The following is a 25,045-nucleotide window of genomic DNA, read 5'->3' on the forward strand; positions in this document are numbered from 1 at the left end:
TCACTCTCAACCCGACATGCAAGTCACAGTGCTCGGCGCCGGTATCGTGGGTCTCGCAGCCGCGTGGGAACTCACACGACGCGGCCACGCGGTCACCGTGGTCGATCGCGCCGAACCCGGCCACGGCGCGAGCGGCGGGAACGGCGCGCAACTGAGCTATTCGTACGTTCAACCGCTGGCGGATGCATCGATATGGAAGCAGTTGCCCAAGCTGATGCTTTCGCCGGCCTCGCCGCTAAAGCTGCGGCCGCAGCTCGATCCGCACCAGTGGCGCTGGGGGCTTGCGTTTCTGGCGGCCTGCAATGGCACGACCTCGCGCGCGACCACAGCGCAACTGCTGGCGCTCGCGCTGCGCAGCCGCGCCGGCTTCGAGGCGATGCGCCAGGCGCTGCAACCGGATTGCGATTTCTCGGCCACCGGCAAGCTGGTGATCTATCGCAGCCAGGTTGCGCTCGACGGTGCCGCGCGCCAGCTCGACTTGCAGCGCGAGCTCGGCAGTGCACCGCAGCGCATCGTCAAGCCCGACGAGTGCCTTGACATCGAGCCGGCGCTGGCCGCGGTGCGGCATGAGATCGCCGGTGCGGTCTACACCGACAGCGAATGCGCGGCCGACTGCCTGAAGCTCTGTACCGCACTCGTCGCTTCGCTGCGCGAGCGTGGCGTGCAGTTTGTGCTCGGCGAGGGGGTCGACGGCTTCGCATTGCGCGGCGACAGGGTCAGTGCCGTGACCACGGCGCGCGGCGCGATCGACGGCGAGGCGTTCGTGCTCTCGCTCGGCACCGCGTCACACACGCTCGCGCGCCGGCTCGGCCTGCGGCTGCCTGTGTATCCGCTGAAGGGCTACAGCATCACGCTCGATGTCGATCCCGAGCCCAACGCGGCGCCGACCGTGAGCGTGACTGACGCCGCACGCAAAGTTGTGTTTGCGCGCCTGGGCAACCGCCTGCGCGTGGCCGGCATGGCCGAACTGGTCGGGCACGACGCCTCGATTCCCGCGACGCGCATCGAGTCGCTGGTGGCCTCGACGCGCGCGCTGTTCCCGAATTGCAGCGACTTCGCCGAGCGCCATCCCTGGACGGGCATGCGGCCCGCCACGCCGACCGGCTTGCCGATCCTAGGTCGCCTGGCGGGAGCGCCGAAAAATCTGCTGTTCAACACCGGCCACGGCGCGCTCGGCTTCACGCTGGCGTTCGGCTCGGCCGAGCGAATCGCCGACGCGCTGGAAGCGCAGGCCTGACCGGCGCTATTGGTCGTCAGCCTGCGCGCGCGCCATGCGCTCGCTCTTCCAGTACACGTCGTCGCCGCCATCGACGCGATTGAGCACGCGTGCCAGCACGAACAGCAGGTCGCTCAGGCGGTTCAGGTACTGGCGCAGCGCGTCGTTGAGCGTCTCGCCCTGCCCCAGCGCCACCACCGCGCGCTCGGCACGTCGCGCGATCGTGCGACACACGTGTGCGAGCGAGGCCGCGCGCGTGCCGGCCGGCAGGATGAATTCGGCCAGCCGCGGCAGCGCGGCGTTGTGCTCGGCCAGCGCGTTGTCGAGTTGCAGCAGTGCCTCGGGCTTGAGCAGCGTGTAGCCCGGCATCGAGAGTTCGCCACCGAGGTTGAACAGCTGGTGCTGCACATCGACCAGCAACTCGCGCACGCCCGCGGGCATCGGCTCGCACAGCAGCACGCCGATGTTCGAATTGAGCTCGTCCACGTCACCCATCGCGTGCACGCGAAGGTGGTCTTTGGGCACGCGGGTGTTGTCGCCGAGGCCGGTGGTGCCGTCGTCGCCGGTGCGGGTGGCGATCTGGGTGAGGCGATTGCCCATGAAGCTGTCTTTCTGGAGGAGCGGTTCATAGAATGGTAAACCGCCCCCTGGAGACGCGCCCCATGAATGCCCCCACCGCCCTCGCCCACCTGACGCCCGAGCTCGCCCTGCGCAACGTGCCCGACGCATTGATCGACGCACTCAAGGCCCGCTTCAGCACGAACTGCTCGACCGCGCTCGCCGTGCGCACGCAGCATGGGCGCGACGAGTCGTCCTTCGAAGCGCCGCCGCCTTCGGCCGTGGTGTTCGCCGAAAGCACGCAGGATGTGGCCGATGCGGTCAAGCTGGCCAGCGAGCACAGCGTGCCGGTCATTGCGTTCGGTGTCGGTTCTTCGCTCGAAGGCCATCTGCTCGCCGTGCAGGGTGGCATCAGCATCGACGTATCGCGCATGAACCGGGTGCTGTCGGTCAATGCGGACGACCTCACGGTCACGGTGCAGCCGGGGGTCACGCGCAAGCAGCTCAACGAAGACATCAAGAGCACCGGCCTCTTCTTCCCGATCGACCCCGGCGCCGATGCCTCGATCGGCGGCATGACGGCCACGCGCGCCAGCGGAACCAACGCTGTGCGCTACGGCACCATGCGCGAGAACGTGCTGTCGCTCGAGGTCGTGACGGCGAGCGGCGAGATCATCCGCACCGGCACGCGCGCCAAGAAATCTTCGGCCGGCTACGACCTGACGCGCCTGATGGTCGGCAGCGAAGGCACGCTCGGCGTGGTCACCGAAATCACCTTGCGCATCTACCCGCTGCCCGAGGCTGTGTCGGCTGCGATCTGTTCGTTCCCGAGCATCGAGGCGGCCGTGCGCACCACGATCGAAATCATCCAGCTCGGCGTTCAGATCGCGCGGGTGGAGCTGATCGACGTGAACACGGTACGCATGGTCAACGCATATTCCAAGCTCGACCTGCGCGAAGAACCGATGCTGCTGATGGAATTCCACGGTTCGCCGGCCGGCGTGAAGGAGCAGGCCGAGACGGTGCAGGAACTCGCAAGCGGGCACGGCGGCAATGCCTTCGAATGGGCCAGCACGCCGGAAGAACGCACGCGTCTCTGGACGGCGCGGCACAACAGCTATTTCGCGGCGATCCAGTCGCGCCCCGGCTGCCGTGTCATCAGCACCGACACCTGCGTGCCGATCTCGCGCCTGGCCGACTGCCTGCTTGAGTCGGTGGCCGAAGCCGATGCCAGCGGCATCCCCTACTTCCTGGTCGGCCACGTGGGCGACGGCAACTTCCACTTCGGCTATCTCATCGACCCCAACGACGTGGAGGAGCGCGCAAGGGCCGAGGCGCTGAACCACGCATTGGTAATGCGCGCGATCGCGCTCGAAGGCACCTGCACCGGCGAGCACGGCGTGGGGCTGCACAAGATGGACTTCCTGGTGACGGAGGCTGGCACCGGTGCGATCGACATGATGCGCACCATCAAGCGCGCTCTGGATCCGAAGAACATCATGAACCCGGGCAAGATCTTCGCGATATAGGCTCGCCCCCAGGGCGCTATAGGCTCCCCCCCAGGCTGCGCGCACTTCGTGTCGCTTTGCCAACCCCCTACCGGGGGCAACACCAGCGGCCCGGCAAAGCCGGTTCCGCGGTGTTCGCGAACAGAAAGAAGCCCGCTGATGGCGGGCTTCTTCGTTACGTTGTCGAGCGCTTACTTCTTGCGGGTGTTCTGGCGACGCTCGGCCGGCGCCGAGGTTTGCGACGGGGCTGCGCCGCCGTCGACGCCCAGTCGGCCACCACCACCGAGGCCCTGGCCCTGCACGACCTGCGCCTTGTAGTTGCGCAGCGAGATGACCAGTTGGTTGTACGAGTCCATGAAGGCTGCCGCGATCACCTTGCCCTGTGGCGTGCGCGAGTACCCACCGATGCCACCGGCCGCCGAAGCGCCCGCAACGTTCAGGAAGCCGCCGAAGTCGGTCTTGGAGGCGCTGCCTTCCGACACGCCGATCTGCACGCCCGAGCGGTTGTCGATGAGCGTCAGCATGGTGCTGGCTTCACGCGTTTGCAGGCTGCCGCCGACGTTGGCCAGCACGTTGCTGTAACGGCCGCGGTTCACGATGCCGCCCAGCGCCGCGCCCATGCCGCCCGCATCGCTGTTGTTGAACACGACCTCGGGCGAAATGCCGTAGTCGGAGGCCACCATCTGGCCGGCGCCGAAGTTGCTGCCGGCACGCATCTCGCCGGACTGCATCAAGGCGCGTTCGCGGTTCATCGCGTTCATGCCTGCAGCGCCGCGCTCGACCACGACGAAGCAGTTGGATTGCTGGATCAGCAGGCGCAACAGTGTGGCTGTTGGGGGCAGTTTGTATTCGCCGGTAATGATCGTGTACCAGCCGGCTGACTGGTTCTCGATCAGCGAGACGGTGCCGAGCGGCGATGCGCAGCGCTCGAGCGCGCCGCTGGCATTGGCCGACGAAGAGCCGGCCGCGCTGCCGGTGGCCACGGTCTTGGCAGACTGGCTGCCCATCTGCATGTCGGTGGTCTGGCAGCCGGTCAGAAGCAGCGCGCCGACGACAGCGGCGGCGAGCGGTAGTTTGGCTAAATGCATGGTCGAGGCCCTCGGAAGCTCATGGTTAGAAAAGGTAACTTCGGGAGCATAGGCTGAAAAAAGCAGTCGGCCAATTGCCGAAAGTCATGCCGCCGCGGACTATGTCATTCGGCGGATGCGCTCGATCAGGCCGTTCAGCGCGTCGAGCGAACCGAAGTGGATTGCGAGCTCGCCGCTCTGCTCCACCTTGCCTCCGCGTTTGCTGCGCTTCTTGATGCGCACCTCGACCTCGGCAGTCAAAAGGTCGGCCAGTTCCTCTTCAACGCGCTGCAGGTCGCGCGACTTTTCCTCGGTGCGCGAGTGGCGCGGCGACGACAGGCTGAAGTCGGCGCCGAGCTTCTTGACCAACGCCTCGGTCTCGCGCACCGACAGCTTGCGCGCCACGATCTGGCTGGCGGCCGTGATCTGCATGGCCTTCTCGAGTGCGAGCAGCGCGCGCGCGTGGCCCATGTCGATGTCCCCGGCCATCAGCATCGCTTGCGCCGGCTCGGCCAGATTGAGCAGGCGCAGCAAGTTGCTGGCGGCGCTGCGCGAGCGGCCCACGGCCTGCGCCGCCAACTCGTGAGTGAGCCCAAACTCAGCCACCAGGCGTTGCAGACCCTGGGCCTCTTCGAGCGGGTTGAGGTCTTCGCGCTGGATGTTTTCGATCAGCGACATGGCTGCCGCGGCTTCGTTCGGCACGTCCCGCACCAGCACCGGCACGCTTTCGAGCCCGGCCAGCTTGGCCGCACGGAAGCGGCGCTCGCCCGCGATGATTTCGTACTCGGCGTTCTTGGCGACGGCCGAATCGGCATCGAGCCGGCGCACCAGGATCGGCTGCATGATGCCCTGCACCTTGATGCTTTCGGCCAGTTCGTACAGGGCGCCCTCGTCCATGCGGGTTCGCGGCTGGTAGACCCCGGGCACCATCTGGTCGAGCATCAGGTTGGTCGGGTTCTGCGGTTGATCGCTGTCGGCACGGGCTTCACCCGATTCGCTGGCGGTCGGGCCGAGCAGTGCTTCGAGTCCGCGGCCGAGGCCCTTTGGTTTTTTGGTGGCCATGGGTCAGCTTTCTTTCAGGAGGTCGTTGAGCAGCTTGCGGCCTTCGGGCCAGTCACCCAGGCCCGATTCGCCGTTGAGATGCCCGCCCGGGCCAGCATCAATGAAGTGTGCGCCCCAGTCGGCAGCCAGCTGGCGCGAGCGGCTCTGGTCGCAGTACGGATCGTCATTGGCCGCGATCATCAGCGCCGGGAACGGCAGCGGCTGGCGCACGATCGGCGCCCAGCCCGGAATCATCTGCCGGACATCGTCGCGTTCGAGGTCACCCGGCGCCACCAGCAAGGCAGCCCGAACCTTGTGCGCGTTGCGCGAGTGGGCCGCCCATGCCGCGACGAGTATGCAGCCAAGGCTGTGCGCGACCAGCGTCACCGGGCTGGGCGCCCCCAGCAATTCGTCTTCGAGCCGGGCCTGCCAGTCGCCGCGCAGCGGGCGCTGCCAGTCGTGCTGCTCGACGCGGTGGTCGCCGTGCACCGCCTCCCAGCGGCTCTGCCAGTGCGCCGCGTCGCTGTTGAGCCAGCCGGGCAGCAGCCAGATCGATGAAATCGTCATTTGCTATTAAATTGATAGCGACCTGCGCCCGACTGGCGGGCGCTAAAGGTCGTTTGGGGCCGAAACTTCGGGAGCGGTCGCGGGTGCGGCCGTGAACTGCGGCGCCGCCTCGGGCGCAGGCACCGGCGTTGCGCCGGTGGTGGCGCTCGCGGGCGGCATCTTCTCCACCATCTCCTGCGCGAAAGCGACGAAGGCCTGGCTGCCCTTGGCGGCCGGGTCGAACACCACGCCCGGCAGGCCGTAGCTCGGCGCCTCGGCCAGACGCACGTTGCGCGGAATCACGGTGTCGAACACCTTGCTGCCGAAGTGCGCCTTGAGCTGCTCGCTCACCTGCTGCTGCAGCGTGATGCGCGGGTCGAACATCACGCGCAGCAGGCCGATGATCTGCAAGTTCTTGTTGAGGTTGGCGTGCACCTGCTTGATGGTGTTGACGAGGTCGGTCAGCCCCTCCAGGGCGAAGTACTCGCACTGCATCGGCACGATCACGCCGTGCGCGGCGCACAGGCCGTTGAGCGTGAGCAGGCTCAGCGAAGGCGGGCAATCGATCAGCACGAAGTCGTACTCGGCACCGACGGAGGCCAGCGCGGTGCGCAGACGCTTTTCGCGGCGGTCGAGCGCAACCATTTCCACTTCGGCGCCGGCCAGCTCGCGATTGGCGCCGAGCACGTCGTAGCCGCACTTGTCGGCCCGGATGCGCGCCTCGGCCACGGTTGCCGATTCGAGCAGCACGTCGTAGACGGTGAGTTCGAGCTTGCGCTTGTCGATGCCCGAACCCATGGTCGCATTGCCTTGCGGATCCAGGTCGATCATGAGTACCCGCTGCCCGACCCTGGCCAGGCCGGCGGCCAGATTCACCGTGGTTGTGGTCTTGCCGACCCCACCCTTCTGGTTGGCGATGCAGAAAATGCGGGCCATGCGTGCCTTCAGCGCGAGATCGCGAGCTTGACGCCGAAGGCGATCAAGAACACGCCGGCCAGCTTTTCGAGCCCGGCCGAAATACGCGGATTGGCGCGCAGCCGCTCCGCAAGAAAGTGGGTCAACAGCGTGGCGGCCAGCCCATAGAGGAAGGTCAGCATCGCTATCGTCAACGCCATCACACCGAAAGTCGTGGCGCCCTGGTGCTGCGCGGGGTCGATGAAGAGCGGGAAGAAGGCCATGTAGAACACGATGGCCTTGGGGTTCAGCAGGGTGATCGTCAATGCCTGGCGGAAATACTGGCGCGGGCGGATGTTCAGTATCGGCGCCGCGCCGGGCTTGGCCATGAGCATCCTGAAGCCGAGCCATGCGAGATAGGCAGCGCCCAGCCACTGGACAGCGTGGAAAACCGTGGGGTAGGCGCTCAGCAAGGCGGCGATGCCGGCGACGGCGGCCCACATCAGCACCTGGTCGCCAGCAATCACGCCCAGGGTGGCCGCAAGGCCGCCGCGGATGCCGCCTTTGCTGGTGGAAGTGATCAGTGCCAGATTGCCCGGGCCGGGAATCGCAAGAAACACAACGATGGCTGCGACGAACGCGCCGTAATCAGCGATGCCGAACATAGGATGGGCCTCAGGGGCTGAAGAAAGGGGGAACACGGAGTGTACGCAAGGCCACTGCGCTCTGGCCTCGCGATACCCGTCCCAACCGCCGAAAGGCGAGAAAAATCAGGTCGACGACAGTTTGGGCCGCGCCCAGACAATGCAGCGCTCGGCGTCCAACCCAGGCACCGTCAACTGTTCCACGTGAAACACTTCGACGTCGATGGGCAGCGCAGCGAGTTCGTCCGTGGGCGCCTTGCCCTTCATCGCGAGCCAGACACCATCCGGCGCGACGAGTTGCCCCGAGCCGTTGAAGAAATCGCCCAACGACGCGAATGCGCGTGAACTCACGATGTCGTAGCGCCCCGCCAGCGATTCGACCCGCGCATGCACGCCGCGCAGATTGGGCAGCGCCAATTCCGCCGCCACCTGCTGGACGAAAGCGGCCTTCTTCGCCACCGCGTCCAGGCAGCTCACATCGATATCGTCCCGAAGGATGGCAATGACGACGCCCGGCAGCCCGGCGCCCGCTCCCACATCGATCAGCTTGCCCGCGCCCGGCTGCACCCGATTCAGCGGCGCGATCACGGCCAGGCTGTCGAGCAGGTGGTGTGTCAGCACCGACCCCGGGTCACGCAACGCCGTCAGGTTGTAGACCTTGTTCCACTTGAGGATCAGCGCGGCATAGGCCAGCAGACGCTCCGACTGGCGATCGGTTAGCACCAAGCCCAAAGCCGCCGCGCCCTCACGCAGCGCGGCTTCTTGCGGCGTCATTCCGTCAGCTCGGCCGCAGCCGTGGTGAAGGCGCGATGCCCGCCCTTGCGCAGATGGATCATCAATAGCGAGATGGCAGCCGGCGTCACGCCCGAGATCCGCGAGGCCAGGCCCAGCGTCTCAGGCCGATGCTTGGTCAATTTCTGTCGCACTTCGAAGCTCAAAGCCGCAACCTGCCCGTAGTCGAAGTCGGCCGGAAGCTTGAGATTTTCGAAATGCGCAGCGCGCTGCACTTCATCGTTCTGGCGGTCGATGTAGCCAGAGTACTTGGCCGCAATCTCGATTTGTTCGATCTCAATTGCACCGAGGGTCGCGCCCTCCTCCGGGGCGTACTTGCCGCCGTCCAGCGACATCAAGGCCCCGTAGCTCACATCGGGCCGGCGCAGCAGGTCGGCCAGGTTGTATTCGTGCTCGATCACCTTGCCGAGCACTCGCTCGGACTCGGCTGCAGGCAAGTTGCGCGGATTGACCCAGATGGACTTAAGCCGCTCTGTTTCACGTGAAACAACGTCGCGCTTACGCGCAAACGCATCCCAGCGCGCATCGTCGACCAAGCCCAGCTTGCGCCCCGCCTCGGTCAAACGCATGTCGGCATTGTCCTCGCGCAGTTGCAGGCGGAACTCAGCCCGGCTGGTGAACATGCGGTAGGGCTCGGTCACGCCCTTGGTGATCAGGTCGTCGACCAGCACGCCAAGGTAGGCCTGGTCGCGGCCCGGCAGCCAGGCGTCTTCGCCGCGGCATTGCAGCGCGGCGTTGATGCCGGCGAACAAGCCCTGGGCCGCCGCTTCTTCGTAGCCAGTGGTGCCGTTGATCTGGCCGGCAAAAAACAGTCCCTGGATCGCCCTCGTCTCGAAACTCGTCTTGAGTGCGCGCGGGTCAAAGTAGTCGTACTCGATCGCATACCCCGGCCGCAGGATGTGCGCATTCTCCAACCCAGCCATCGACCGCACCAGCTGGTATTGAATGTCGAACGGCAGGCTGGTCGAGATCCCGTTCGGGTAGTACTCGTTGGTGGTCAGGCCTTCGGGCTCCAGAAAGATCTGGTGGCTTTCCTTGTCGGCAAAGCGGTTGATCTTGTCTTCCACGCTCGGGCAATAGCGCGGCCCGACGCCGTCGATCTTGCCGGTGAACATCGGGCTGCGGTCGAAGCCGGAGCGGATGATCTCGTGCGTGCGCGCATTGGTGTGCGTGATCCAGCACGGCATCTGCTGAGGGTGCATTGCCGTGCTGCCCATGAAGCTGAACACCGGCAGCGCGTCGGTGGTGCCGCCAGGCATGCCGTCACCCGGTTGCTCGGTGCACTTGCTGAAGTCGATGGTGCGGCCGTCGAGCCGCGGCGGCGTGCCGGTCTTGAGGCGACCCTGCGGCAGCTTCAGCTCCTTGAGCCGCGCCGAAAGGCTGATCGCCGGCGGGTCGCCCGCCCTGCCGGCCTGGTAATTGTCGAGCCCCACATGGATCCGGCCGTCGAGAAAGGTGCCGGCAGTCAGCACCACGGTGCGGCCGCGGAACGCAATGCCGACCTGCGTGACTGCGCCGACAACGCGATCGCCTTCGATCATCAGGTCGTCCACCGCCTGCTGGAACAGCGATAGGTTCGGCTGGTTCTCGAGCCGGCGCCGGATCGCGGCCTTGTAGAGCACGCGATCTGCCTGCGCACGCGTCGCACGCACGGCCGGCCCCTTGCTCGAATTGAGAATGCGGAACTGGATGCCGGCTTCGTCGGTGGCGATCGCCATTGCGCCGCCAAGCGCATCGACTTCTTTCACCAGATGGCCCTTGCCGATGCCGCCGATCGACGGGTTGCAGCTCATCTGCCCCAGCGTCTCGATGTTGTGGCTCAGCAGCAGCGTCTTCGCGCCCATCCGGGCCGCGGCCAGCGCGGCTTCGGTGCCGGCGTGGCCGCCGCCGACGACGATCACATCGAATTCTTCAGGGTAAAGCATGGGGAGCAGGCGCAAGGTGTGCGCACAGCGAAACGGGGCATCGATTTTAGTCGGGCGCCCTGTCGTATGCCGTCAGCAAGGTCAAGTGCCGTGGCCGTCGAGCCACAAGCCAGATCGAGCTGCAGCGCGCGTCCCGTCGGTGTTTATTGCTATCATTTTAATAGCAATCAATTCAGGCCGCCGCTTCCGCCGTGTGCGCGGCCGCCTCTGGGCGGGCAGGCCTGGTTGTCGCCGGCACCGGTTTCCCGATGCCAACGAGCGGCCCGGTCTCGTCCTGAAACTCACGCACGGTCAGCACCTTGTTGGTCATGCTGACCGGGCCGAAGATGGTGCAGAAGGCCACGTCCTTGGCATCGCGCCCGGTGCCGACGCGCACGATGCGGTCAACCGGCGCCATGCGGGTGGCGTCGAACAGCACCCACTGGCTGCCGATCCAGGCCTCGAACACTGCGTGGAAATCCTGTGGCGGCTCGTCGAACCAGACGTAACCCACCATCAGCCGCGCCGGAATGTTGAGCGCCCGGCACAGCGTGATGCCCAGGTGCGCAAAGTCGCGGCAGACACCCGCACGCTGCACGAACACTTCTTGCGCGGTCGTCGTGGAGCTGCTGCTGCCCGGCTCGTAGGTGATGCTGTCGTGAACCCAGTCGGCGATCGCCTGCACGCGGGCGATGCCGGGCGGCAGATTGCCGAACAGCTGCTGCGCGGCCCGCGACATCAAGTCCGACTCGCAGTAGCGCGTCGGCATCAGGTAGTGCAGCACCTCGTCGGGCACAGCATTCACGGGTGCCTCGGCAAGATCCGGCGGCACCGCCACCGGCGAGCGCCGCACGCTGGCACGGTAGCGGATGCTGAGCGGGCCCGGCTGCGCATCGAAGCGAATGAAACGGTTGCCGCTGCCCTCGTCGCAAAAAGCCTTCATCTCAACCGGCGGCTCGACCACGAGTTGCTCGCTCAGCACGGCTTGCGCGCCGCAACGCGCAGCCTCGATGTTGAGCACCATGTGCGCTGGCGCCCTTACCTGGTACTCGAGTGTCGCGTCGATCGTTGAACAGTGCATTGATCCTCCCTGCAGGGGGAAACGGCGTCCGGCTGCTTGCCGGGCACCGCGCCCCCTGACGGCCGGTCGCGCTCAGTCGAGCGCCTTTTTCACGGCGCCAACTCCGAGTGCCGCGAGCACCAGGAAGACCACCGCCAGAATAAGGAACAGGCCGAACAACACCTTGGCAATGCCCGCCGCGCCGGCGGCCACGCCGCCAAAGCCGAGCGCGCCGGCGATCAGCGAAACGATCGCAAAAATTAGGGCGTACTTCAACATGACTGGACTCCTGAAAGCGGCCCTCCGGCCACGGTAAGAAAAGCTTAGAAGACGCGGCTTGCTGCAACGGATCGGCAGCCCGCCCAAAGGCCCGTAGGACAAGCCCGCGCGGCGAAACAGCTAGCATCCGTGCGCTGCAAACCCCCATTCCATCCATCAGGAGCATCTCTTCATGAAGCTGTATTACTCGCCCGGCGCCTGTTCGCTTTCGCCCCACATCGCGCTGCACGAAGCCGGCCTGGCCTTCGAGCCGGTGATGGCCAGCACCAAGAGCCACAAGCTGCAGGACGGCACCGACTACTACGGCATCAACCCGCTCGGCTACGTGCCGCTGCTCGAACTCGACGACGGTGCCCACCTGCGCGAAGGCCCGGCCATCCTTCAGTACATTGCCGACCTGTCGCCGCAGAAGAACCTGGCACCGGCCAACGGCACGCTGCAGCGCTACCGCCTGCAGGAGTGGCTCACCTTCATCGGCACCGAGATCCACAAGGGCTTCAGCCCGCTGTTCAACCCGGCCACCCCCGACGCATACAAGACCATCGCCCGGGACAAGCTCACCAGCCGCTACACCTGGCTCGACAAAGAGCTCGCCAACAAGGAGTGGCTTATGGGCGAACACTTCGGCGTGGCCGACGGCTACCTCTTCACCGTTACCAACTGGGCCAAGCCCACGGGTGTCGATCTCGCACCGTTTCCGAACGTGCAGGCCTGGCACGCGCGCGTCGGCGCGCGGCCGGCCGTGCAGGCAGCGATGAAGGCCGAAGGCCTGCTCAAGTAGCCCGCGTCGTCGGCACGCCTACATCAAAGCCGACAACCCCGCGGCAGCACGGTTGCAGGCGCGGGCATACGCTGCGGGTGTTCATCCACAACACGATCCGTACACCGAAGATGCCCACTCTTTTCGACCCCGTCCAGGCCGGCGACCTGCAGCTCGCCAACCGCGTCGTGATGGCGCCGCTCACGCGCAACCGCTCGCCCGACGCGATCCCGCGCGACATCGCCATCACCTACTACGCCCAGCGTGCCAGCGCTGGCCTGCTCATCACCGAGGCCACCGCCATCAGCCACCAGGGCCAGGGCTACGCCGACGTGCCCGGCCTCTACGGCACCGAGCAGCTCGACGCATGGAAGCGGGTCACCGATGCCGTGCATGCCAAGGGCGGCAAGATCGTGGTGCAGTTGTGGCACGTGGGCCGCGTCTCGCACACCGAACTGCAGCCCGATGGCGGCAAGCCGGTCGCACCCTCGGCCATCACGGCCAAGACCAAGACCGTGCTGATCAAGGACGGCGTGCCGACCTTCGTCGAGACCTCCGAGCCGCGCGCGCTCAAGGCCGAAGAGCTGCCCGGCATCGTTCACAGCTACGCTGCGGCGGCACGCAACGCGGTCGAAACCGCGGGCTTCGACGGCGTCGAAGTGCACGGCGCCAATGGCTACCTGCTCGACCAGTTCCTGAAGACCGGCAGCAACCGGCGCACCGACGACTACGGCGGCAGCATCGAAAACCGTGCCCGCCTGCTGCTCGAGGTGACGCGCGCCGTGGTCGACGCCATTGGCGGCGGCAAGACTGGTATCCGCCTGTCGCCGGTGACGCCAGCCAACGACGCGCACGACGAAGATCCGCAACCGCTGTTCGACCACGTGGTGAAACAGCTCGCCACGCTGAACCTGGCCTACATCCACATCATCGAAGGTGCCACCGGCGGCCCGCGAGAGATCGACGACCGCCCGTTCGACTACGACGCCCTGAAAGCTGCCTACCGCACCGCCGGCGGCAGAGGCGCCTGGATGGTGAACAACGGCTACGACAAGCCGCTGGCCGAAACCGCCGTCAAAGAAGGCGACGACCTGGTCGCGTTCGGCAAGCCCTTCATCGCCAACCCCGACCTGGTGCGCCGCCTGCGCGAGAACGCGCCGCTGAACGAGGTGGACAAGGCGACGATGTATGGCGGAGGCGAGAAGGGCTATACCGACTACCCGGCGTTGGCCTGACGACTTTCCGAAGCGAAGGCGGGCCGCGATGCCTGCCTGACGAATGCAAGGCGCTGTCGAATCGACCGCGCCTTTTTCTTTGGGATCAGAATCGGATTCTGGTGCTGGATACGATGACCGGGTACATGTCTTCGGATCGACCAACATTCACATGTCGGCGCCTGTTCGAAGACACAACGGAGAGAACATCATGGGACTGCTGGACGGCATGCTTGGCAATGCATCGAAGATCGACGCCACGAAGATCCAAAGGGAGTTCGAGCAGATCCTCGCGCCCGGCGAAACCGTGGAACATGCGTTTCAGCTGATCCGCGATTACCTGGTTTTCACCGACAAGCGGTTCGTGCTGGTCGACAAGCAGGGCGTGACCGGGAGCAAGGTCGAATACCACTCGATTCCCTACAAGAGCATCACGCACTTCAGCATCGAAACGGCCGGCACCTTCGATCTCGACGCCGAGTTGAAGATCTGGATATCGGGCACCGCAGCGCCGATCCAGAAACGGTTCAACAAGAAGCTGAGCATCTACGAAGTTCAGTCTGTCCTGGCCAGCTATGTGCTGAAGTGAGCAGGCGCCGCATGATCCACCACCCCGACGACTACGCTGGCGACATGATCACGGTCGCGCGCGACCTCACGCCCACCGACGCCCACATGCTCTGCGCCTGCTTGGCCGCGGCCGGCGTGCCCGCCACCGTGGCCGACGCCAACCTCGTGCAGGCCAACGCGTTGTGGAGCGTGGCCGTCGGCGGTGCCAAGTTGCGCGTGGCGGCGGCGCATGTGGACGAAGCGAAGCAGGTGATCGCGGCCTTCGAGCGCGGAGATTTTGCGCTCGACGACGACTTCGATCCGGCCGCATGAAACCCATGCCGGCCATCCGCCTGGCCCGGCCCGCCGATGCAGAGGCCCTTGCCGCGTGCGTGCGTGCCGCGTTCAGCCACTACATCGAGCGCATGGGCGGCCAGGTGCCGGGCCCGATGCGCGCGGACTTCGCGGGGCTGATCGAGGCGGCACGCGCCTGGGTCGCGCAGGACGGCGAATGCATCGTCGGCGCGCTGGTGCTGGAGCCCGGCTACAAGGACGGCTTCCATGTCGACACGGTGGCGGTTCTGCCGTCGCACCAGGGCACCGGGCTCGGACGCGCGTTGCTGCAGTTCGCGGAAGACGAAGCGCGCCGCCTGGGCCACAGCAGCATCTGCCTTGCGACCAACGCGAAGATGACCGAGAATCAGCGCTTTTATCCGCACATAGGCTACGTAGAGACCGGTCGCCGCACTGAAGATGGCTACGACCGCGTGTTCTATCGCAAGCCGCTGGCGCTATGACGCCCCGGGGTCGCCTGGTCGGCCGAACGCCACGCTGGCACGCAGGCCGCCAGTCACTGCATCGTTCTGCAGCGTGAAGCCGGCGCCGAGCAGCTGCGCATAGCGCGCCATGATCGACAGGCCCAGGCCGGCGCCTTTACCGAGCTGGAGCCCGGCGGGGCCCTGGGCCCAGCGCTGCAGCAGATCGCGCTGCGCCTCGGGTGGAATGCCGGGTCCGTCGTCGATCACGCTCAGCACGGTGCCGGCCAACTCGACCGTGATGGTGCGGCCCCCGTAGCGAAAGGCGTTGTCGATCAGGTTGTCGAGGATGCCTTCGATCAGCGCCACGTTGGCCTGCACCGTCACGCCGGCGTCAACGTCGATGCCGCGCGCACCGAGGTCGACGCCGCGTGCATCGGCGCGCGCCAGGTGGCGCAGCACGGTGCGCTCGACGACCTCGGCCAGCCGCACCGGCGCGCGCTGCTGCGCGGCATGGGCCTCGTCGGCCAGCGCCAGCGCCAGCAACTGGTCGATCAGGTGGCTGGCGCGCGCCTCGCTCTTCGCCACGCGCTCCAGCTGCTCGCGCCATACGGCCGGATCGTTCTGCCCGAGGCCGTAGTCGGCCAGCGCGCGAATGCCGGCCAGCGGCGTCCGCAATTCGTGCGCGACATTGCCAGTGAACTCCCGCTGCGCGGCCACGCTGTGGCCGAGCCGCTCGAACAGCGAGTTGACCGCGTCGCCGAGCCGCTCGACTTCGCGCGAGGTGCGCACCACCGCGACCGGTGCCAGGTCGTCGGCATCACGACGATCGAGCGCCTGCTGAAGCGCGCCGAGCGGCCGCAGGTCGCTGCGAATGCCGCGCCAGATCCACACCGCCAGCAGCATCAGCAACAACAGCTGCGGTGTCAGCGCGTAGAACAGCAGCCGCTCGATCAAGGCCGCACGTTCGTGCGTTGTCTGCGCGATCACCACGCTGAAGGCGGTCGGCGCCTCCTGGCTCAGAACCACCGCGCGCAAGGTCTTGCCGTGGTACGCGATGTCGGAAAAGCGATAGCGCGTCCCGCCCTCCGGCGCGAGCGCCTGCAGGCCCGCGTCGCCCGCGATGAGCGAACCGTCGGGCCGCAGCACGGCGAAGTGAACCTCTTCCTGCTCGTCGAACAGCACGGTGGTGACCTCGCGCGGCGACAGCAGCAGTTCGGGTCCGCGCTCGCCCGCCTGAATGTTGGCCGAGACCGCGTGGGCGTCGTCGAGCATGGCGCGGTCGAACGCCTGGTCGGTGAGGTAGTTGGCCACACCGGTCGCCACCGCGGTGCCGAGCAACCAGGTCAACGCCAGTGGCCACAGCACATTGCGCAGAACCCTGCGTGTGAGCGAGGGCGCGCGGGGCTGTGCCATGTCAGTCGTTCGGCTCGGCTTCAGGTTCTGCTTCGAGCAGGTAGCCGATGCCGCGCAGCGTGCGAATGCCGGCGCCGCTGCCGGCCAGCTTCTTGCGCAGCCGCGAGATGAAGGCTTCGAGCGCGTTGTCGCCGAGCGCTTCATCGAAGCCCGAGAGCTTGTCGGACAAGGTGCGCTTGCTCACGGCACGGCCGGGTGGGCTCATGAGTTCCCACAGCACCTCGAACTCGCGCGCAGGCAGGTCGAGCGGGCCGTCACCGCTCGAGAAGCGGCGCGCCTTGCGATCGAGCTTCAGCTTGCCCAGTGTGGCGATGTCTTCGGTGCCCTGCGCCCGCCGCACCAGCGCGCGCAGCCGCGCCTCCACTTCGGCCAGGTCGAACGGCTTGCCGAGGTAGTCGTCGGCGCCGGCATCGAGGCCGGCAATGCGCTCCTCGGTGCGGTCGCGTGCGGTCAACACCAGCACCGGCGTGCGGTCGCCGCGCGCGCGCGCCTGCCGCAGCGCGACGAGCCCGCTGGCCAGCCCGCTGGTCGCGCTGCCGCTGGCCGGCAGGTTCAGGTCGAGCAGCACCGCATCGAAGGGCTGCACGCGCCAGAGGTGGTCGGCGTCCTCGACGTTGGTCGCCACATCGATGCGGTGGCCCGCATCACCGAGGCTGCGCAGCATCATGTCGCGCAGCACCACATCGTCTTCAACCAGGAGGATTCGCATGGGGCGGTATGAAAGAGTTGGTTATGTCCACCAGCCGGGAGGGTCAGCGCGCAGTCAGTGGCTCGGCCCGATAAACGCGGCATGAGCATACGACAGCTGACCCTATGAGCGCACGCGAACCCGATGGTTCATTGAGCTTCGTGCACCCCGCCGTGCACCGCACCGCGGTCGTGCTGCTGCACGGCCTGTGCAGCACGCCGGACGAACTCTCCAGCGTGCAGTCGGCGCTGCGCCAGCACGGCTACGCGGTGGAAGCGCTGGCGATCGAAGGCTATTCGTTCGACGCCGCCAGGCCGTTGCAGCAAGCCGCACCGTGGACGCAGTGGCTGGCCACGATCGAGGCGCGCGTCGACGCATTGCGTGCCATGCACGACAAGGTGCTGCTGGTCGGCATCTCGGCCGGTTCGGCGCTCGCGCTCGGCGCGGCCATCCGCTGCGGCGAGCGCGTCGATGCGCTGGTGCTGATGTCGACCGCGCTGCGCTTCGACGGCTGGGCCGTTCCGCGCACCCAGGCGCTGCTGCCGCTGGCACTCTACACGCCGCTCGGGCGCTTCTGGCGGTACCGCGAACGCGCGCCCTACGGCGTGAAGAACGAACGCGTGCGCGCCTGGATCGCACGCGAACTGCGCAGCCGCCAGATCTCGCGCGCAGGCAGCGCGGTGATCGGCATCGACCATCTGCGCGAGCACGACCGGCTGTTGCGCCATGTGCGGCGCCACCTGGGCCAGGTGCGCTGCGCACAGGTGCTGGCACTGCACGCGCGCGAGGACGAAGTGGCCAGCGTGGCCAACCTCGAACTGCTCGCACGCGGCCTCGGCTGCGGCACCTTTCGCAGCGTGGTGCTCGGCAACAGCTACCACATGATCACCATCGACAACGACCGCCACCAGGTGCTGCGCGAGACGCTCGCCTTCGCCGACGCTGTCGCCCACTGCAGCGCGCCGCTGCTGCCCCTCCCCCGCCTGCAGGAAACCATCGCATGAACACGCCCACCTTCAACAGCATCGCCGCGATTCTGGTGAACGATTTCCATGTCGAACGGGCCAGCCTGAAGCCGGAGGCCGTGCTGTCCGATCTCGGGCTCGACTCGCTCGGGCTGATGGAGTTCGTGTTTGCCGTGGAGGACGCGTTTCACCTGCGCATCCCCGAAGACCGGCTCGACCCGCGCGAGGCAGGCCTCACCCTGCAGCGTTTGTGCGAGGTGATCGACCTGGCCGGCGAACCGGCGGCGGGCGTGCCTGCATTTTCAGCGTGAGCAACAGCGCGGTTCACGCGGCGCTGGCGGCGTCGACCGCCGGCATCGCCAGCATCGCCGTTGCACCGGTGCGCGTGAGCGGCATTGGCCTGCTGACGCCGATCGGCCGCACGCTCGCCGATTTCGACGACGCGCTGTTCAACGGCCGCTCGGCGGTGCGCGCGCACACCCTGGCGGTCGACGGCTTCGACCCGGTCGAGCTGGCCATCGCTCCCTGCGACTTCGACGCGAGCGTGCGCAGCAGCTCGCGCCTGCCGCTCGATCGCGGCACCGCGATGGCGCTGGCCGCGGCACAGGACGCCGCCGCACAGGCAGGCCTCGACACCGCCACGCTCGACCCCGACCGCATGGGCGTGTTCTGGGGCAGCGGCATGGCCGGCGCCGCAACCTTCGACACCACCACGCAAGCGTTCTATGGCGAGCAGCGCCGCATGCGGCCCACCACGGTGTTGACCGTAATGCCCAACGCGGCCGTGGCAGAACTTGCCCTGCACTTCGGCGCGCGCGGTGGCGCCATCGGCTACGCCTGTGCCTGCGCATCGTCGGCGGTGGCGGTCGGTGAGGCGATGCGCGCAATCCGCGGCGGCTGGATCGACGTGGCCATCGTCGGTGGCCACGATGCCATGCTCACGCCCGGCCTCATGACGGCCTGGCACGGCATGCGCGTGATAGCGCCGCCGCCCGCGGGCGCCCCCGCGACCGCGTGCCGGCCTTTTTCCGTTGACCGGGCCGGCTTCGCGCTGGGCGAAGGTGCGGCTGCGCTGGTGCTCGAATCCGAAGCGCATGCAAAGGCCCGCGGCGCCGCCGGCAACTGCTTGCTGGTCGGCTATGCGACCAATTGCGACGGCAGCCACATCACCAACCCTGACGCCGGTGGCCAGGCTCGCGCCATGCGCGCCGCGCTGCGCGACGCGAAGCTGGATGCGCGGCAGATCGGCCACGTCAACGCGCACGGCACTGCCACCCTGGCCGGTGACGCGGCCGAGGCGGCATCGATTCACACGGTATTCGGCAACGGCGTGCCGGTCAGCGCCACCAAGGCCGTCCACGGCCACCTGCTCGGCGGTGGCGGCGTGGTGGAACTGGTGGCCGCGCTGCGCGCGCTCGATCGGCAACTGATGCCGCCGACCGCCCATCTGAGGCTGCCCGACCCGGCCTTCGCGCTCGACCTGGTGCGCGGCGCGGCGCGCGAAGCGAAGGGTCTGCGCTACGCGATGTCGAATTCGTTCGCGTTTGGCGGCACCAACGCCGTGCTCATCGCCGGCCGCGCTGCGGGCTGAGCCGCACGCGCCGCAGCAGCAACGCATTCGCCATCACGCTGACGCTGGACAGCGCCATCGCCGCACCGGCCACCACCGGGCTCAGCAGCCCAAAGGCCGCGAGCGGGATGCCGGCCACGTTGTAGGCAAAGGCCCAGAACAGGTTTTGCCGGATCTTGGCGACGGTGCGCGCCGACAGATCGAGCGCCTCGCCCACCAGCGCGAGATCCCCGCGCATCAACGTGATGCCGGCCGCCTCCATCGCCACGTCGGTCCCGTTGGCCATGGCGATGCCGACATCGGCTGCAGCCAGCGCCGGCGCATCGTTGACGCCGTCGCCGACCATGGCGACGACATGCTGGCCCTCTTTCAGCGCACTCACCTGCGCAGCCTTGTCGGCCGGCAGCACCTCGGCGCGCACGTCGCCGGCGTCGATGCCGAGCCGCGCCGCCATGGCTTGCGCGGCGCGCGTGTTGTCGCCCGAGATCATCACCACGCGCAAGCCACGCGCACGCAGCGCGGCGATCGCTTCGGCCGCGTGCGGCTTGGGCTGGTCGATGAAGGCAAGCAGTGCACGCACGGCGGGCTGGCCGCCTTCGAACCGGAGCAGCGCCGACAGCGTCGCGCCCTGATCCTGCTGGGCCGGCGGCACCTGCACCGGCACGCCGAGCTCCTCGCACCAGCGCAGGCTCGCGATCGCCCAGTCAGCGCCGGCGACGGTGCCGCGCACGCCACGACCGGGCAGCGCCTGCAGGTCGCGCGGCGACTCGACCGGCACGCCACGGGCTTGCGCGGCAGCGAGCACCGCGCGCGCCAGCGGATGCCCGCTGCCGCTTTGCAGGCTGGCCGCGATCTTCAGCAAGGCGGCCTCGTCGCCGTCGCCATCCACCGGCAGCAACGCGGTCATTTCGGGCGTACCGAGCGTCAGCGTGCCGGTCTTGTCGAAGGCCACGGTGTCGACGCGGTGCGCCAGCTCCAGCGCCTGCGCGTCCTTGATGAGGATGCCGTTGCGCGCCGCGACACCGGTGCCGGCCATCACCGCGACCGGCGTGGCAAGGCCGAGCGCGCAGGGGCAGGCAATCACCAGCACCGCCACCGCATGGATCAGCGCCGGCTCGATGCCCGCGCCGGCCATCCACCAGCCCGCGAGCGTGGCCAGCCCGATCAGCAACACCACCGGCAGGAACACGGCGGCGACCCGGTCGACCAGCCGCTGGATCGGCGCCTTGGCCGCCTGTGCGTCTTCGACCAGCCGGATGATGCGCGCCAGCACGCTCTCGGCACCGACCGCACGCACCTCGGCCACCAGCCGGCCGGCGCCGTTGACCGAGCCGCCCGTGAGCATGTCGCCCACACCCTTGACCACCGGCAAGGGCTCGCCGGTGAGCATCGATTCATCGACCTCCGATTCGCCTTCGAGCACCCGCGCGTCGGCCGGCACGCGCTCGCCGGGCCGTACCGCGAGCCGGTCGCCCGGCATCACCTCGGCCAGCGGCAGATCGGTTTCGCCTTGCGCGCCGACCAGGTGCGCCGTCTCGGGCCGCAACTGCTGCAACGCGCGAATCGCCGAGGTGGCCTGACGCTTGGCGCGGCCCTCCAGCCATTTGCCCAGCAGCACCAGCGCAATCACCACCGACGAGGCCTCGAAGTACAGATGCGGCACGGCGTGGCCGGCGTGCTCGCCGCTGGCCGCACGCCACCAGAGCCAGAGCGACAGCCCGAAGGCCGCGCTGGTGCCGAGCGCCACCAGCAAGTCCATGTTGCCGGTGCGCGCCTTCGCCGCATGCCAGCCGGCGCGGTAGAAGCGAGCGCCGAGCCAGAACTGCACCGGCGCGGCCAGCATCAATTGCACCCAGGGCGGCAGCATCCAGTCCAGCCCGAAGGGCTGAACCAGCATCGGCGCGAGCAGCGGCGCCGACAACAGCAGTCCGGCCGCAACCGGTGCGAAGCCGCTCCAGCCCGATGCCGCCTGCAGGGCCTGCGCCTCGGCGGCGGCACGCGGCTCGTAGCCGGCCGCGCGCACTGCGCGGCGCAGGCGCGCATCCATGCCCTCGTCGGCGGCGTAGGCGATGCGCGCGGATTCAGTGGCCAGATTGACCGTTGCGGCCTGCACGCCTGGCACGTTCTGCAGCGCATGCTCGACCCGGCTCACGCAGGAAGCGCAGGTCATGCCGCCGACGGAAATGTCCAGCGTGGTGGTGTTCACAGAGCTCATGCCTGTAGGCTAAAGCCTCACACCATGGCAAGGTCAAGGCCCGCCCACTTGACCTTGCCATGCTGTCAAGGTTCAGACTGAAAGCCGTTCGATACCCAAGGAGCCTTCCATGAGCCAGAAATTCCAGGTCAGCGGCATGAGCTGTGGCCATTGTCAGCAGGCCGTCACGCGCGCCGTGCAACAAATCGACCCCGAGGCGCAGGTCACGGTCGACCTGCCGACCGGCCACGTCGACGTGGTGAGCCAGCAGCCGCGCGAAAACATCATCCTCGCGATCGAGAACGCGGGCTACAAGGCCGCGTGATGTCCGCTGTCGCCATCGGGGAAGCGGCCCGGCGCTCCGGCGTATCGGCCCGCATGGTGCGGCACTACGAAGGCCTCGGCCTGCTGCCTGCGGTGGTTCGCACCGAGAGCGGCTACCGGCAGTACGGCGAGGCCGACATCCACAGCCTGCGTTTCATCAAGCGGGCCCGGGATCTCGGCTTCTCGATGGACGAGATCGCCGAACTGGCCAACCTGTGGCACGACCGCCAGCGCACCAGTTCGAGCGTCAAGACCATCGCCCGGAAGCACTTGGCCGAGCTCGACCAGCGTATCGCCGCGATGCAGGCGATGCGCCAGACGCTGTCGCATCTGGTGCATTGCTGTCACGGCGACAGCCGGCCGGACTGCCCGATCCTGGAGGACCTGGCCGGCAATTGAGCGTCGAACGCGAGATATAGGCAGTTTGTGCATGCCAAGGTCATTGCCGGCCGGCAAGGGTTTTTGTAAGATAAATGTATGCAAATGCAAAATCAAGCCGCGCCGGTGCCCTCGGCGATGCCGGCCACTGCGACCGGCCGCACGCCGGCGGCCTGGCTGCCAATCGAACGAATCGACGGCACGCACCTCAGTTACGACGATTTCCTCGCGCGCTTCATGCACGCCAACCGGCCAGTCGTGATCTCCAACGTGGCAGGCGACTGGCCCGCGATGCGCAACTGGACGCCGGAGCATTTCAAGCAGCGCTTCGGCAGCCAGCCGGTGGCGATCGGCTACGACCGCAACATGCCGTTCGACCAGTTCATCGACCAGGTGCTGGCCTCGAGCCCGGAGCAACCCGGGCCCTACATGTATCGCTCGTTCCTGCACGAGGTGCTGCCCGAGCTGTTGCCCGACGTGATTCCGCAGAACAAGTTCGCCTTTGCGCGCCGTTATGCGAGCCCGCTGATGCTCGAGAAATGGCGCCGGCCCGACGGCTACCTCAAGCTCCTGATCGGCGGCGTGGGCAGCAAGTTTCCGGTGATGCACTACGACGGCGAGAACGCGCATGCGGCCATCACCGAGATCTATGGCGACAAGGAATTCGTGATGTACGCGCCCGAAGACGGGCAGTACCTGTATCCGAAGAAGTTCTTTCCCAACCACTCGATGGTGGACGATCCGGTCTCGCAGGATCTGGCGCGCTACCCGTTGCTGGCCAAGGCAACGCAATACCGCACCGTACTCAAGCCCGGCGACATGATCTTCGTGCCGGCCAAGTGGTGGCATGCGGCGCGCGCCCTGTCGACTTCGATCTCGGTCTGCACCAACATGCTCGACGGCTCCAACTGGGGCGACTATATCGACGAAGTGGCGAACGACGAGGCCAAGAAAGCGCCGCGCAAGGCCTGGCTGATGCGCACCTACCTCAAGACCGCCGGCCGCCTGCTCGACGCGATGGAGCGCCTGCAGCACAACTCCCCCGCGCTGGCCCGCGCGCTGGTGCTGCCGGGCTTGCTGGCGCCGGTATCGGCCGAAGTGGCACCCGAGCCGTCGCGTCGCCAGCTGCGCATCCGCATTCCCACGAACTGAGTACCTCCCACCCATGCTGGATCAACTGCCGCCCGTGCGCAAGATGCGCGAAGCGGCGTATCGCCGCAAGTTCATCGACAACGTCGACGAGCACCTTTTCATGGGCTCCTACCCGAGCTTCGAGGCTGCCGCGGCGGCCGCGCCCACCTGCAAGCCGCTGGGCTTCGACAACGCCGAGGAAGCGCGCAAGCTCTACAGCCAGCAAGTCTTCTTTTTCGACTACCCGGGTCTGTTCTGGCTCGGCCGCTCGCTCGAGGACGGCATGCGCAGCGTGTTCGACCTCGGTGGCCACGCGGGCATCAAATTCCATGCGTTCCGCCGCATGCTCAACTACCCGCCCGACCTGCGCTGGACGGTCTGCGACGTGCCCGGCGTGGTGCAGGCCGGCCGCGAGATTGCGGCCGAACGCGGTGTCGGCAAGGAGCTGGATTTCACGACCGACTACAAGGACGCCAGCGGCTGCGACGTGCTGTTCATCGCAGGCACCCTGCAGTTCATGCCGGAAACGCTGGCCCAGGTGATCGATGCGCTGGCGGTCAAGCCCAAGCGCATCATCCTCAACACCACCGCGGTGCATGCCGATCGCGCGATCTTCACGGTGCACAGCCTCGGCTTCGGCTTCAGCCCCTACCGCATCCAGCGCTACGACGACCTGATCGCCCAGCTCACCAACGCCGGCTACAAGCGCCGTGACGCCTGGCGCAACGAAGGCAAGCCGATCGACGTGCCCTTCGTCGAAGGCGGCGACAGCGTCTACTACGCCGGCTGCTGCTTCGACCTGCTGTAGTCAAAGCAGGCCGGCGCGGCGCGAGCCGCTACCATTCGCGCCATGCCGTCGCCGAACCCCCGCATCCTGATCGCCGAAGACGAGTCCGGCATTGCCGACACACTGCAGTACGTGCTCAAGAGCGACGGCTTCACGCCCGTGTGGTGCGCCACGGCAGAAGAGGCGCTGGCACAGTTCGCGCTGGAGCCACCGGCCCTGGCCATTCTCGATGTCGGGCTGCCCGACCTCAACGGCTTCGAACTCTTCAAGCGCCTGCACGCGCTGCCGGGTGGCGCGCAGGTGCCGATGATCTTTCTCACCGCGCGCAGCGACGAGATCGACCGCGTGGTCGGCCTCGAACTCGGTGCCGACGACTACATCGCCAAGCCCTTCTCGCCGCGCGAGCTGGTGGCGCGCGTTCGCACCATCCTGCGCCGCAGCGGACGCGGCCAGGCCCCGGCACCCGCTGCCATGCCGACCCCGCCGGCGGCAGCCAGCCCGCAGCCCTTCGCACTCGATGTCGAGCGCATGCAGATCCGCTACTACGGCCGCGCGCTGGATCTGTCGCGCTACGAATACGGGCTGCTGCGCCTGCTGGTACAGCGCCCCGGCCGCGTGTTCACGCGCGACGAGTTGCTGCAGCTGGTGTGGGACGACGCGAGCGAAAGTTTCGACCGCACCGTCGACGCGCACATCAAGACATTGCGTGCCAAGCTCAAGACGATTGCGCCCGAGGTCGAGCCGATCCGCACGCTGCGCGGCACCGGTTATGCGCTGAACGAAGAACTGCCGGCCACGCCCTGAG

28 protein-coding genes are annotated in these 25,045 nt (G+C 67.4%); 15 read left to right on the top strand and 13 right to left on the bottom strand.

Features of this window, described 5'->3' with window-relative positions:
• Positions 1-16: 16 nt before the first annotated feature.
• Entirely contained in the window at positions 17-1,237 is a 1,221-nt protein-coding gene (locus ACSFA8_RS06860) for a D-amino acid dehydrogenase (RefSeq protein ID WP_435478751.1), read from the top strand.
• A gap of 6 nt (positions 1,238-1,243) precedes the next feature.
• On the opposite strand, the gene ACSFA8_RS06865 is transcribed toward ACSFA8_RS06860, so the two are convergent.
• A complete protein-coding gene (locus ACSFA8_RS06865) occupies positions 1,244-1,816 on the bottom strand; it encodes a cob(I)yrinic acid a,c-diamide adenosyltransferase (RefSeq protein ID WP_286540543.1) in 573 nt (190 codons plus the stop codon).
• 62 nt (positions 1,817-1,878) lie between these two features.
• Between ACSFA8_RS06865 and ACSFA8_RS06870 the strand changes: the two genes are divergently transcribed.
• Positions 1,879-3,303 (top strand): FAD-binding oxidoreductase, encoded by a 1,425-nt coding sequence (locus ACSFA8_RS06870; RefSeq protein WP_435478752.1) that lies wholly within the window; start codon positions 1,879-1,881, stop codon positions 3,301-3,303.
• A gap of 170 nt (positions 3,304-3,473) precedes the next feature.
• Here ACSFA8_RS06870 and ACSFA8_RS06875 read toward each other — a convergent pair whose 3' ends face one another.
• The 9 genes from ACSFA8_RS06875 to ACSFA8_RS06915 all read right to left on the bottom strand — a co-directional run bounded on the left by ACSFA8_RS06875 (position 3,474) and on the right by ACSFA8_RS06915 (position 11,509).
• Complete coding sequence (locus ACSFA8_RS06875) at positions 3,474-4,370, bottom strand: CsgG/HfaB family protein (protein ID WP_435478753.1); 897 nt, start codon at positions 4,368-4,370, stop codon at positions 3,474-3,476.
• Positions 4,371-4,469: 99 nt separating this feature from the next.
• Positions 4,470-5,411, bottom strand: a complete 942-nt coding sequence (locus ACSFA8_RS06880; RefSeq protein WP_435478754.1) for a ParB/RepB/Spo0J family partition protein — start codon at positions 5,409-5,411, stop codon at positions 4,470-4,472.
• A gap of 3 nt (positions 5,412-5,414) precedes the next feature.
• Positions 5,415-5,957, bottom strand: a complete 543-nt coding sequence (locus tag ACSFA8_RS06885) for an RBBP9/YdeN family alpha/beta hydrolase (RefSeq protein ID WP_435478755.1) — start codon at positions 5,955-5,957, stop codon at positions 5,415-5,417.
• A gap of 42 nt (positions 5,958-5,999) precedes the next feature.
• Positions 6,000-6,872 carry a ParA family protein gene (locus tag ACSFA8_RS06890; protein ID WP_435478756.1) on the bottom strand — a complete coding sequence of 291 codons (873 nt, stop codon included), beginning with the start codon at positions 6,870-6,872 and terminating at the stop codon, positions 6,000-6,002.
• A gap of 8 nt (positions 6,873-6,880) precedes the next feature.
• Entirely contained in the window at positions 6,881-7,495 is a 615-nt protein-coding gene (locus ACSFA8_RS06895) for a LysE family transporter (RefSeq protein WP_435478757.1), read from the bottom strand.
• 105 nt (positions 7,496-7,600) lie between these two features.
• On the bottom strand, positions 7,601-8,248 hold the full coding sequence (gene rsmG, locus ACSFA8_RS06900) for a 16S rRNA (guanine(527)-N(7))-methyltransferase RsmG (protein WP_435478758.1): 648 nt from the start codon (positions 8,246-8,248) through the stop codon (positions 7,601-7,603).
• Complete coding sequence (gene mnmG / locus ACSFA8_RS06905) at positions 8,245-10,191, bottom strand: tRNA uridine-5-carboxymethylaminomethyl(34) synthesis enzyme MnmG (RefSeq protein ID WP_435478759.1); 1,947 nt, start codon at positions 10,189-10,191, stop codon at positions 8,245-8,247. Before mnmG ends, rsmG begins: the two co-directional genes overlap by 4 nt.
• Positions 10,192-10,363: 172 nt before the next feature.
• Complete coding sequence (locus tag ACSFA8_RS06910; RefSeq protein ID WP_435478760.1) at positions 10,364-11,251, bottom strand: transglutaminase-like domain-containing protein; 888 nt, start codon at positions 11,249-11,251, stop codon at positions 10,364-10,366.
• Between the two features lie 72 nt (positions 11,252-11,323).
• On the bottom strand, positions 11,324-11,509 hold the full coding sequence (locus tag ACSFA8_RS06915) for a DUF1328 family protein (RefSeq protein WP_435478761.1): 186 nt from the start codon (positions 11,507-11,509) through the stop codon (positions 11,324-11,326).
• Positions 11,510-11,681: 172 nt separating this feature from the next.
• Here ACSFA8_RS06915 and gstA point away from each other — a divergent pair, with 172 nt between their 5' ends.
• From gstA to ACSFA8_RS06940, 5 genes are all read left to right on the top strand, one after another.
• Positions 11,682-12,290, top strand: coding sequence for a glutathione transferase GstA (gene gstA / locus ACSFA8_RS06920; protein WP_435478762.1), 609 nt, complete (start codon positions 11,682-11,684; stop codon positions 12,288-12,290).
• A gap of 110 nt (positions 12,291-12,400) precedes the next feature.
• A complete protein-coding gene (locus ACSFA8_RS06925; protein WP_435478763.1) occupies positions 12,401-13,504 on the top strand; it encodes an alkene reductase in 1,104 nt (367 codons plus the stop codon).
• Between the two features lie 190 nt (positions 13,505-13,694).
• Positions 13,695-14,072: a PH domain-containing protein gene (locus ACSFA8_RS06930; RefSeq protein WP_435478764.1), complete on the top strand. Its 378-nt coding sequence runs from the start codon at positions 13,695-13,697 to the stop codon at positions 14,070-14,072.
• A gap of 11 nt (positions 14,073-14,083) precedes the next feature.
• Positions 14,084-14,365 carry a putative signal transducing protein gene (locus tag ACSFA8_RS06935; protein WP_435478765.1) on the top strand — a complete coding sequence of 94 codons (282 nt, stop codon included), beginning with the start codon at positions 14,084-14,086 and terminating at the stop codon, positions 14,363-14,365.
• Positions 14,362-14,829: a GNAT family N-acetyltransferase gene (locus ACSFA8_RS06940; RefSeq protein WP_435478766.1), complete on the top strand. Its 468-nt coding sequence runs from the start codon at positions 14,362-14,364 to the stop codon at positions 14,827-14,829. Before ACSFA8_RS06935 ends, ACSFA8_RS06940 begins: the two co-directional genes overlap by 4 nt.
• Here ACSFA8_RS06940 and ACSFA8_RS06945 read toward each other — a convergent pair.
• Positions 14,824-16,203 (bottom strand): sensor histidine kinase, encoded by a 1,380-nt coding sequence (locus ACSFA8_RS06945; RefSeq protein WP_435478767.1) that lies wholly within the window; start codon positions 16,201-16,203, stop codon positions 14,824-14,826. The genes ACSFA8_RS06940 and ACSFA8_RS06945 overlap by 6 nt on opposite strands.
• Position 16,204: 1 nt before the next feature.
• Positions 16,205-16,912 carry a response regulator transcription factor gene (locus ACSFA8_RS06950; protein WP_435478768.1) on the bottom strand — a complete coding sequence of 236 codons (708 nt, stop codon included), beginning with the start codon at positions 16,910-16,912 and terminating at the stop codon, positions 16,205-16,207.
• A gap of 104 nt (positions 16,913-17,016) precedes the next feature.
• Here ACSFA8_RS06950 and ACSFA8_RS06955 point away from each other — a divergent pair, with 104 nt between their 5' ends.
• Genes ACSFA8_RS06955 through ACSFA8_RS06965 form a run of 3 tightly spaced genes read left to right on the top strand, consistent with a single transcriptional unit; the run spans position 17,017 to position 19,447 of the window.
• Entirely contained in the window at positions 17,017-17,895 is an 879-nt protein-coding gene (locus ACSFA8_RS06955; RefSeq protein ID WP_435478769.1) for an alpha/beta hydrolase, read from the top strand.
• Positions 17,892-18,167 carry a phosphopantetheine-binding protein gene (locus tag ACSFA8_RS06960; RefSeq protein ID WP_435478770.1) on the top strand — a complete coding sequence of 92 codons (276 nt, stop codon included), beginning with the start codon at positions 17,892-17,894 and terminating at the stop codon, positions 18,165-18,167. Before ACSFA8_RS06955 ends, ACSFA8_RS06960 begins: the two co-directional genes overlap by 4 nt.
• The gene (locus ACSFA8_RS06965; protein ID WP_435478771.1) at positions 18,164-19,447 is read left to right on the top strand and encodes a beta-ketoacyl-[acyl-carrier-protein] synthase family protein; all 1,284 of its coding nucleotides are present in this window, start codon (positions 18,164-18,166) and stop codon (positions 19,445-19,447) included. The genes ACSFA8_RS06960 and ACSFA8_RS06965 overlap by 4 nt, the downstream gene beginning before the upstream one ends.
• On the opposite strand, the gene ACSFA8_RS06970 is transcribed toward ACSFA8_RS06965, so the two are convergent.
• Positions 19,422-21,641 (bottom strand): heavy metal translocating P-type ATPase, encoded by a 2,220-nt coding sequence (locus ACSFA8_RS06970; RefSeq protein ID WP_435478772.1) that lies wholly within the window; start codon positions 21,639-21,641, stop codon positions 19,422-19,424. The two genes, ACSFA8_RS06965 and ACSFA8_RS06970, sit on opposite strands and share 26 nt — an antisense overlap.
• Before the next feature lie 109 nt (positions 21,642-21,750).
• Between ACSFA8_RS06970 and ACSFA8_RS06975 the strand changes: the two genes are divergently transcribed.
• The 5 genes from ACSFA8_RS06975 to creB all read left to right on the top strand — a co-directional run bounded on the left by ACSFA8_RS06975 (position 21,751) and on the right by creB (position 25,044).
• Complete coding sequence (locus ACSFA8_RS06975) at positions 21,751-21,945, top strand: heavy-metal-associated domain-containing protein (RefSeq protein ID WP_286540512.1); 195 nt, start codon at positions 21,751-21,753, stop codon at positions 21,943-21,945.
• Complete coding sequence (gene cueR, locus ACSFA8_RS06980) at positions 21,945-22,343, top strand: Cu(I)-responsive transcriptional regulator (RefSeq protein ID WP_435478773.1); 399 nt, start codon at positions 21,945-21,947, stop codon at positions 22,341-22,343. Before ACSFA8_RS06975 ends, cueR begins: the two co-directional genes overlap by 1 nt.
• A gap of 84 nt (positions 22,344-22,427) precedes the next feature.
• Positions 22,428-23,474, top strand: coding sequence for a cupin-like domain-containing protein (locus ACSFA8_RS06985; RefSeq protein ID WP_435478774.1), 1,047 nt, complete (start codon positions 22,428-22,430; stop codon positions 23,472-23,474).
• A 13-nt stretch (positions 23,475-23,487) separates the two neighbouring features.
• The gene (locus tag ACSFA8_RS06990) at positions 23,488-24,261 is read left to right on the top strand and encodes a methyltransferase, TIGR04325 family (protein WP_435478775.1); all 774 of its coding nucleotides are present in this window, start codon (positions 23,488-23,490) and stop codon (positions 24,259-24,261) included.
• A gap of 42 nt (positions 24,262-24,303) precedes the next feature.
• Positions 24,304-25,044, top strand: coding sequence for a two-component system response regulator CreB (gene creB, locus ACSFA8_RS06995; protein WP_435478776.1), 741 nt, complete (start codon positions 24,304-24,306; stop codon positions 25,042-25,044).
• The last annotated feature ends 1 nt before the right edge of the window (position 25,045 follow it).

Source organism: Variovorax nitratireducens (assembly GCF_051216545.1).
Lineage (GTDB): Bacteria > Pseudomonadota > Gammaproteobacteria > Burkholderiales > Burkholderiaceae_C > Variovorax.

Bases quoted from the DNA above. Each gene is read 5' to 3' on its own strand.
- ACSFA8_RS06860 (WP_435478751.1), top strand. From the start codon at position 17: ATGCAAGTCACAGTGCTCGGCGCCGGTATCGTGGGTCTCGCAGCCGCG.
- ACSFA8_RS06865 (WP_286540543.1), bottom strand. From the start codon at position 1,816: ATGGGCAATCGCCTCACCCAGATCGCCACCCGCACCGGCGACGACGGC.
- ACSFA8_RS06870 (WP_435478752.1), top strand. From the start codon at position 1,879: ATGAATGCCCCCACCGCCCTCGCCCACCTGACGCCCGAGCTCGCCCTG.
- ACSFA8_RS06875 (WP_435478753.1), bottom strand. From the start codon at position 4,370: ATGCATTTAGCCAAACTACCGCTCGCCGCCGCTGTCGTCGGCGCGCTG.
- ACSFA8_RS06880 (WP_435478754.1), bottom strand. From the start codon at position 5,411: ATGGCCACCAAAAAACCAAAGGGCCTCGGCCGCGGACTCGAAGCACTG.
- ACSFA8_RS06885 (WP_435478755.1), bottom strand. From the start codon at position 5,957: ATGACGATTTCATCGATCTGGCTGCTGCCCGGCTGGCTCAACAGCGAC.
- ACSFA8_RS06890 (WP_435478756.1), bottom strand. From the start codon at position 6,872: ATGGCCCGCATTTTCTGCATCGCCAACCAGAAGGGTGGGGTCGGCAAG.
- ACSFA8_RS06895 (WP_435478757.1), bottom strand. From the start codon at position 7,495: ATGTTCGGCATCGCTGATTACGGCGCGTTCGTCGCAGCCATCGTTGTG.
- rsmG (WP_435478758.1), bottom strand. From the start codon at position 8,248: ATGACGCCGCAAGAAGCCGCGCTGCGTGAGGGCGCGGCGGCTTTGGGC.
- mnmG (WP_435478759.1), bottom strand. From the start codon at position 10,191: ATGCTTTACCCTGAAGAATTCGATGTGATCGTCGTCGGCGGCGGCCAC.
- ACSFA8_RS06910 (WP_435478760.1), bottom strand. From the start codon at position 11,251: ATGCACTGTTCAACGATCGACGCGACACTCGAGTACCAGGTAAGGGCG.
- ACSFA8_RS06915 (WP_435478761.1), bottom strand. From the start codon at position 11,509: ATGTTGAAGTACGCCCTAATTTTTGCGATCGTTTCGCTGATCGCCGGC.
- gstA (WP_435478762.1), top strand. From the start codon at position 11,682: ATGAAGCTGTATTACTCGCCCGGCGCCTGTTCGCTTTCGCCCCACATC.
- ACSFA8_RS06925 (WP_435478763.1), top strand. From the start codon at position 12,401: ATGCCCACTCTTTTCGACCCCGTCCAGGCCGGCGACCTGCAGCTCGCC.
- ACSFA8_RS06930 (WP_435478764.1), top strand. From the start codon at position 13,695: ATGGGACTGCTGGACGGCATGCTTGGCAATGCATCGAAGATCGACGCC.
- ACSFA8_RS06935 (WP_435478765.1), top strand. From the start codon at position 14,084: ATGATCCACCACCCCGACGACTACGCTGGCGACATGATCACGGTCGCG.
- ACSFA8_RS06940 (WP_435478766.1), top strand. From the start codon at position 14,362: ATGAAACCCATGCCGGCCATCCGCCTGGCCCGGCCCGCCGATGCAGAG.
- ACSFA8_RS06945 (WP_435478767.1), bottom strand. From the start codon at position 16,203: ATGGCACAGCCCCGCGCGCCCTCGCTCACACGCAGGGTTCTGCGCAAT.
- ACSFA8_RS06950 (WP_435478768.1), bottom strand. From the start codon at position 16,912: ATGCGAATCCTCCTGGTTGAAGACGATGTGGTGCTGCGCGACATGATG.
- ACSFA8_RS06955 (WP_435478769.1), top strand. From the start codon at position 17,017: ATGAGCGCACGCGAACCCGATGGTTCATTGAGCTTCGTGCACCCCGCC.
- ACSFA8_RS06960 (WP_435478770.1), top strand. From the start codon at position 17,892: ATGAACACGCCCACCTTCAACAGCATCGCCGCGATTCTGGTGAACGAT.
- ACSFA8_RS06970 (WP_435478772.1), bottom strand. From the start codon at position 21,641: ATGAGCTCTGTGAACACCACCACGCTGGACATTTCCGTCGGCGGCATG.
- ACSFA8_RS06975 (WP_286540512.1), top strand. From the start codon at position 21,751: ATGAGCCAGAAATTCCAGGTCAGCGGCATGAGCTGTGGCCATTGTCAG.
- cueR (WP_435478773.1), top strand. From the start codon at position 21,945: ATGTCCGCTGTCGCCATCGGGGAAGCGGCCCGGCGCTCCGGCGTATCG.
- ACSFA8_RS06985 (WP_435478774.1), top strand. From the start codon at position 22,428: ATGCAAAATCAAGCCGCGCCGGTGCCCTCGGCGATGCCGGCCACTGCG.
- ACSFA8_RS06990 (WP_435478775.1), top strand. From the start codon at position 23,488: ATGCTGGATCAACTGCCGCCCGTGCGCAAGATGCGCGAAGCGGCGTAT.
- creB (WP_435478776.1), top strand. From the start codon at position 24,304: ATGCCGTCGCCGAACCCCCGCATCCTGATCGCCGAAGACGAGTCCGGC.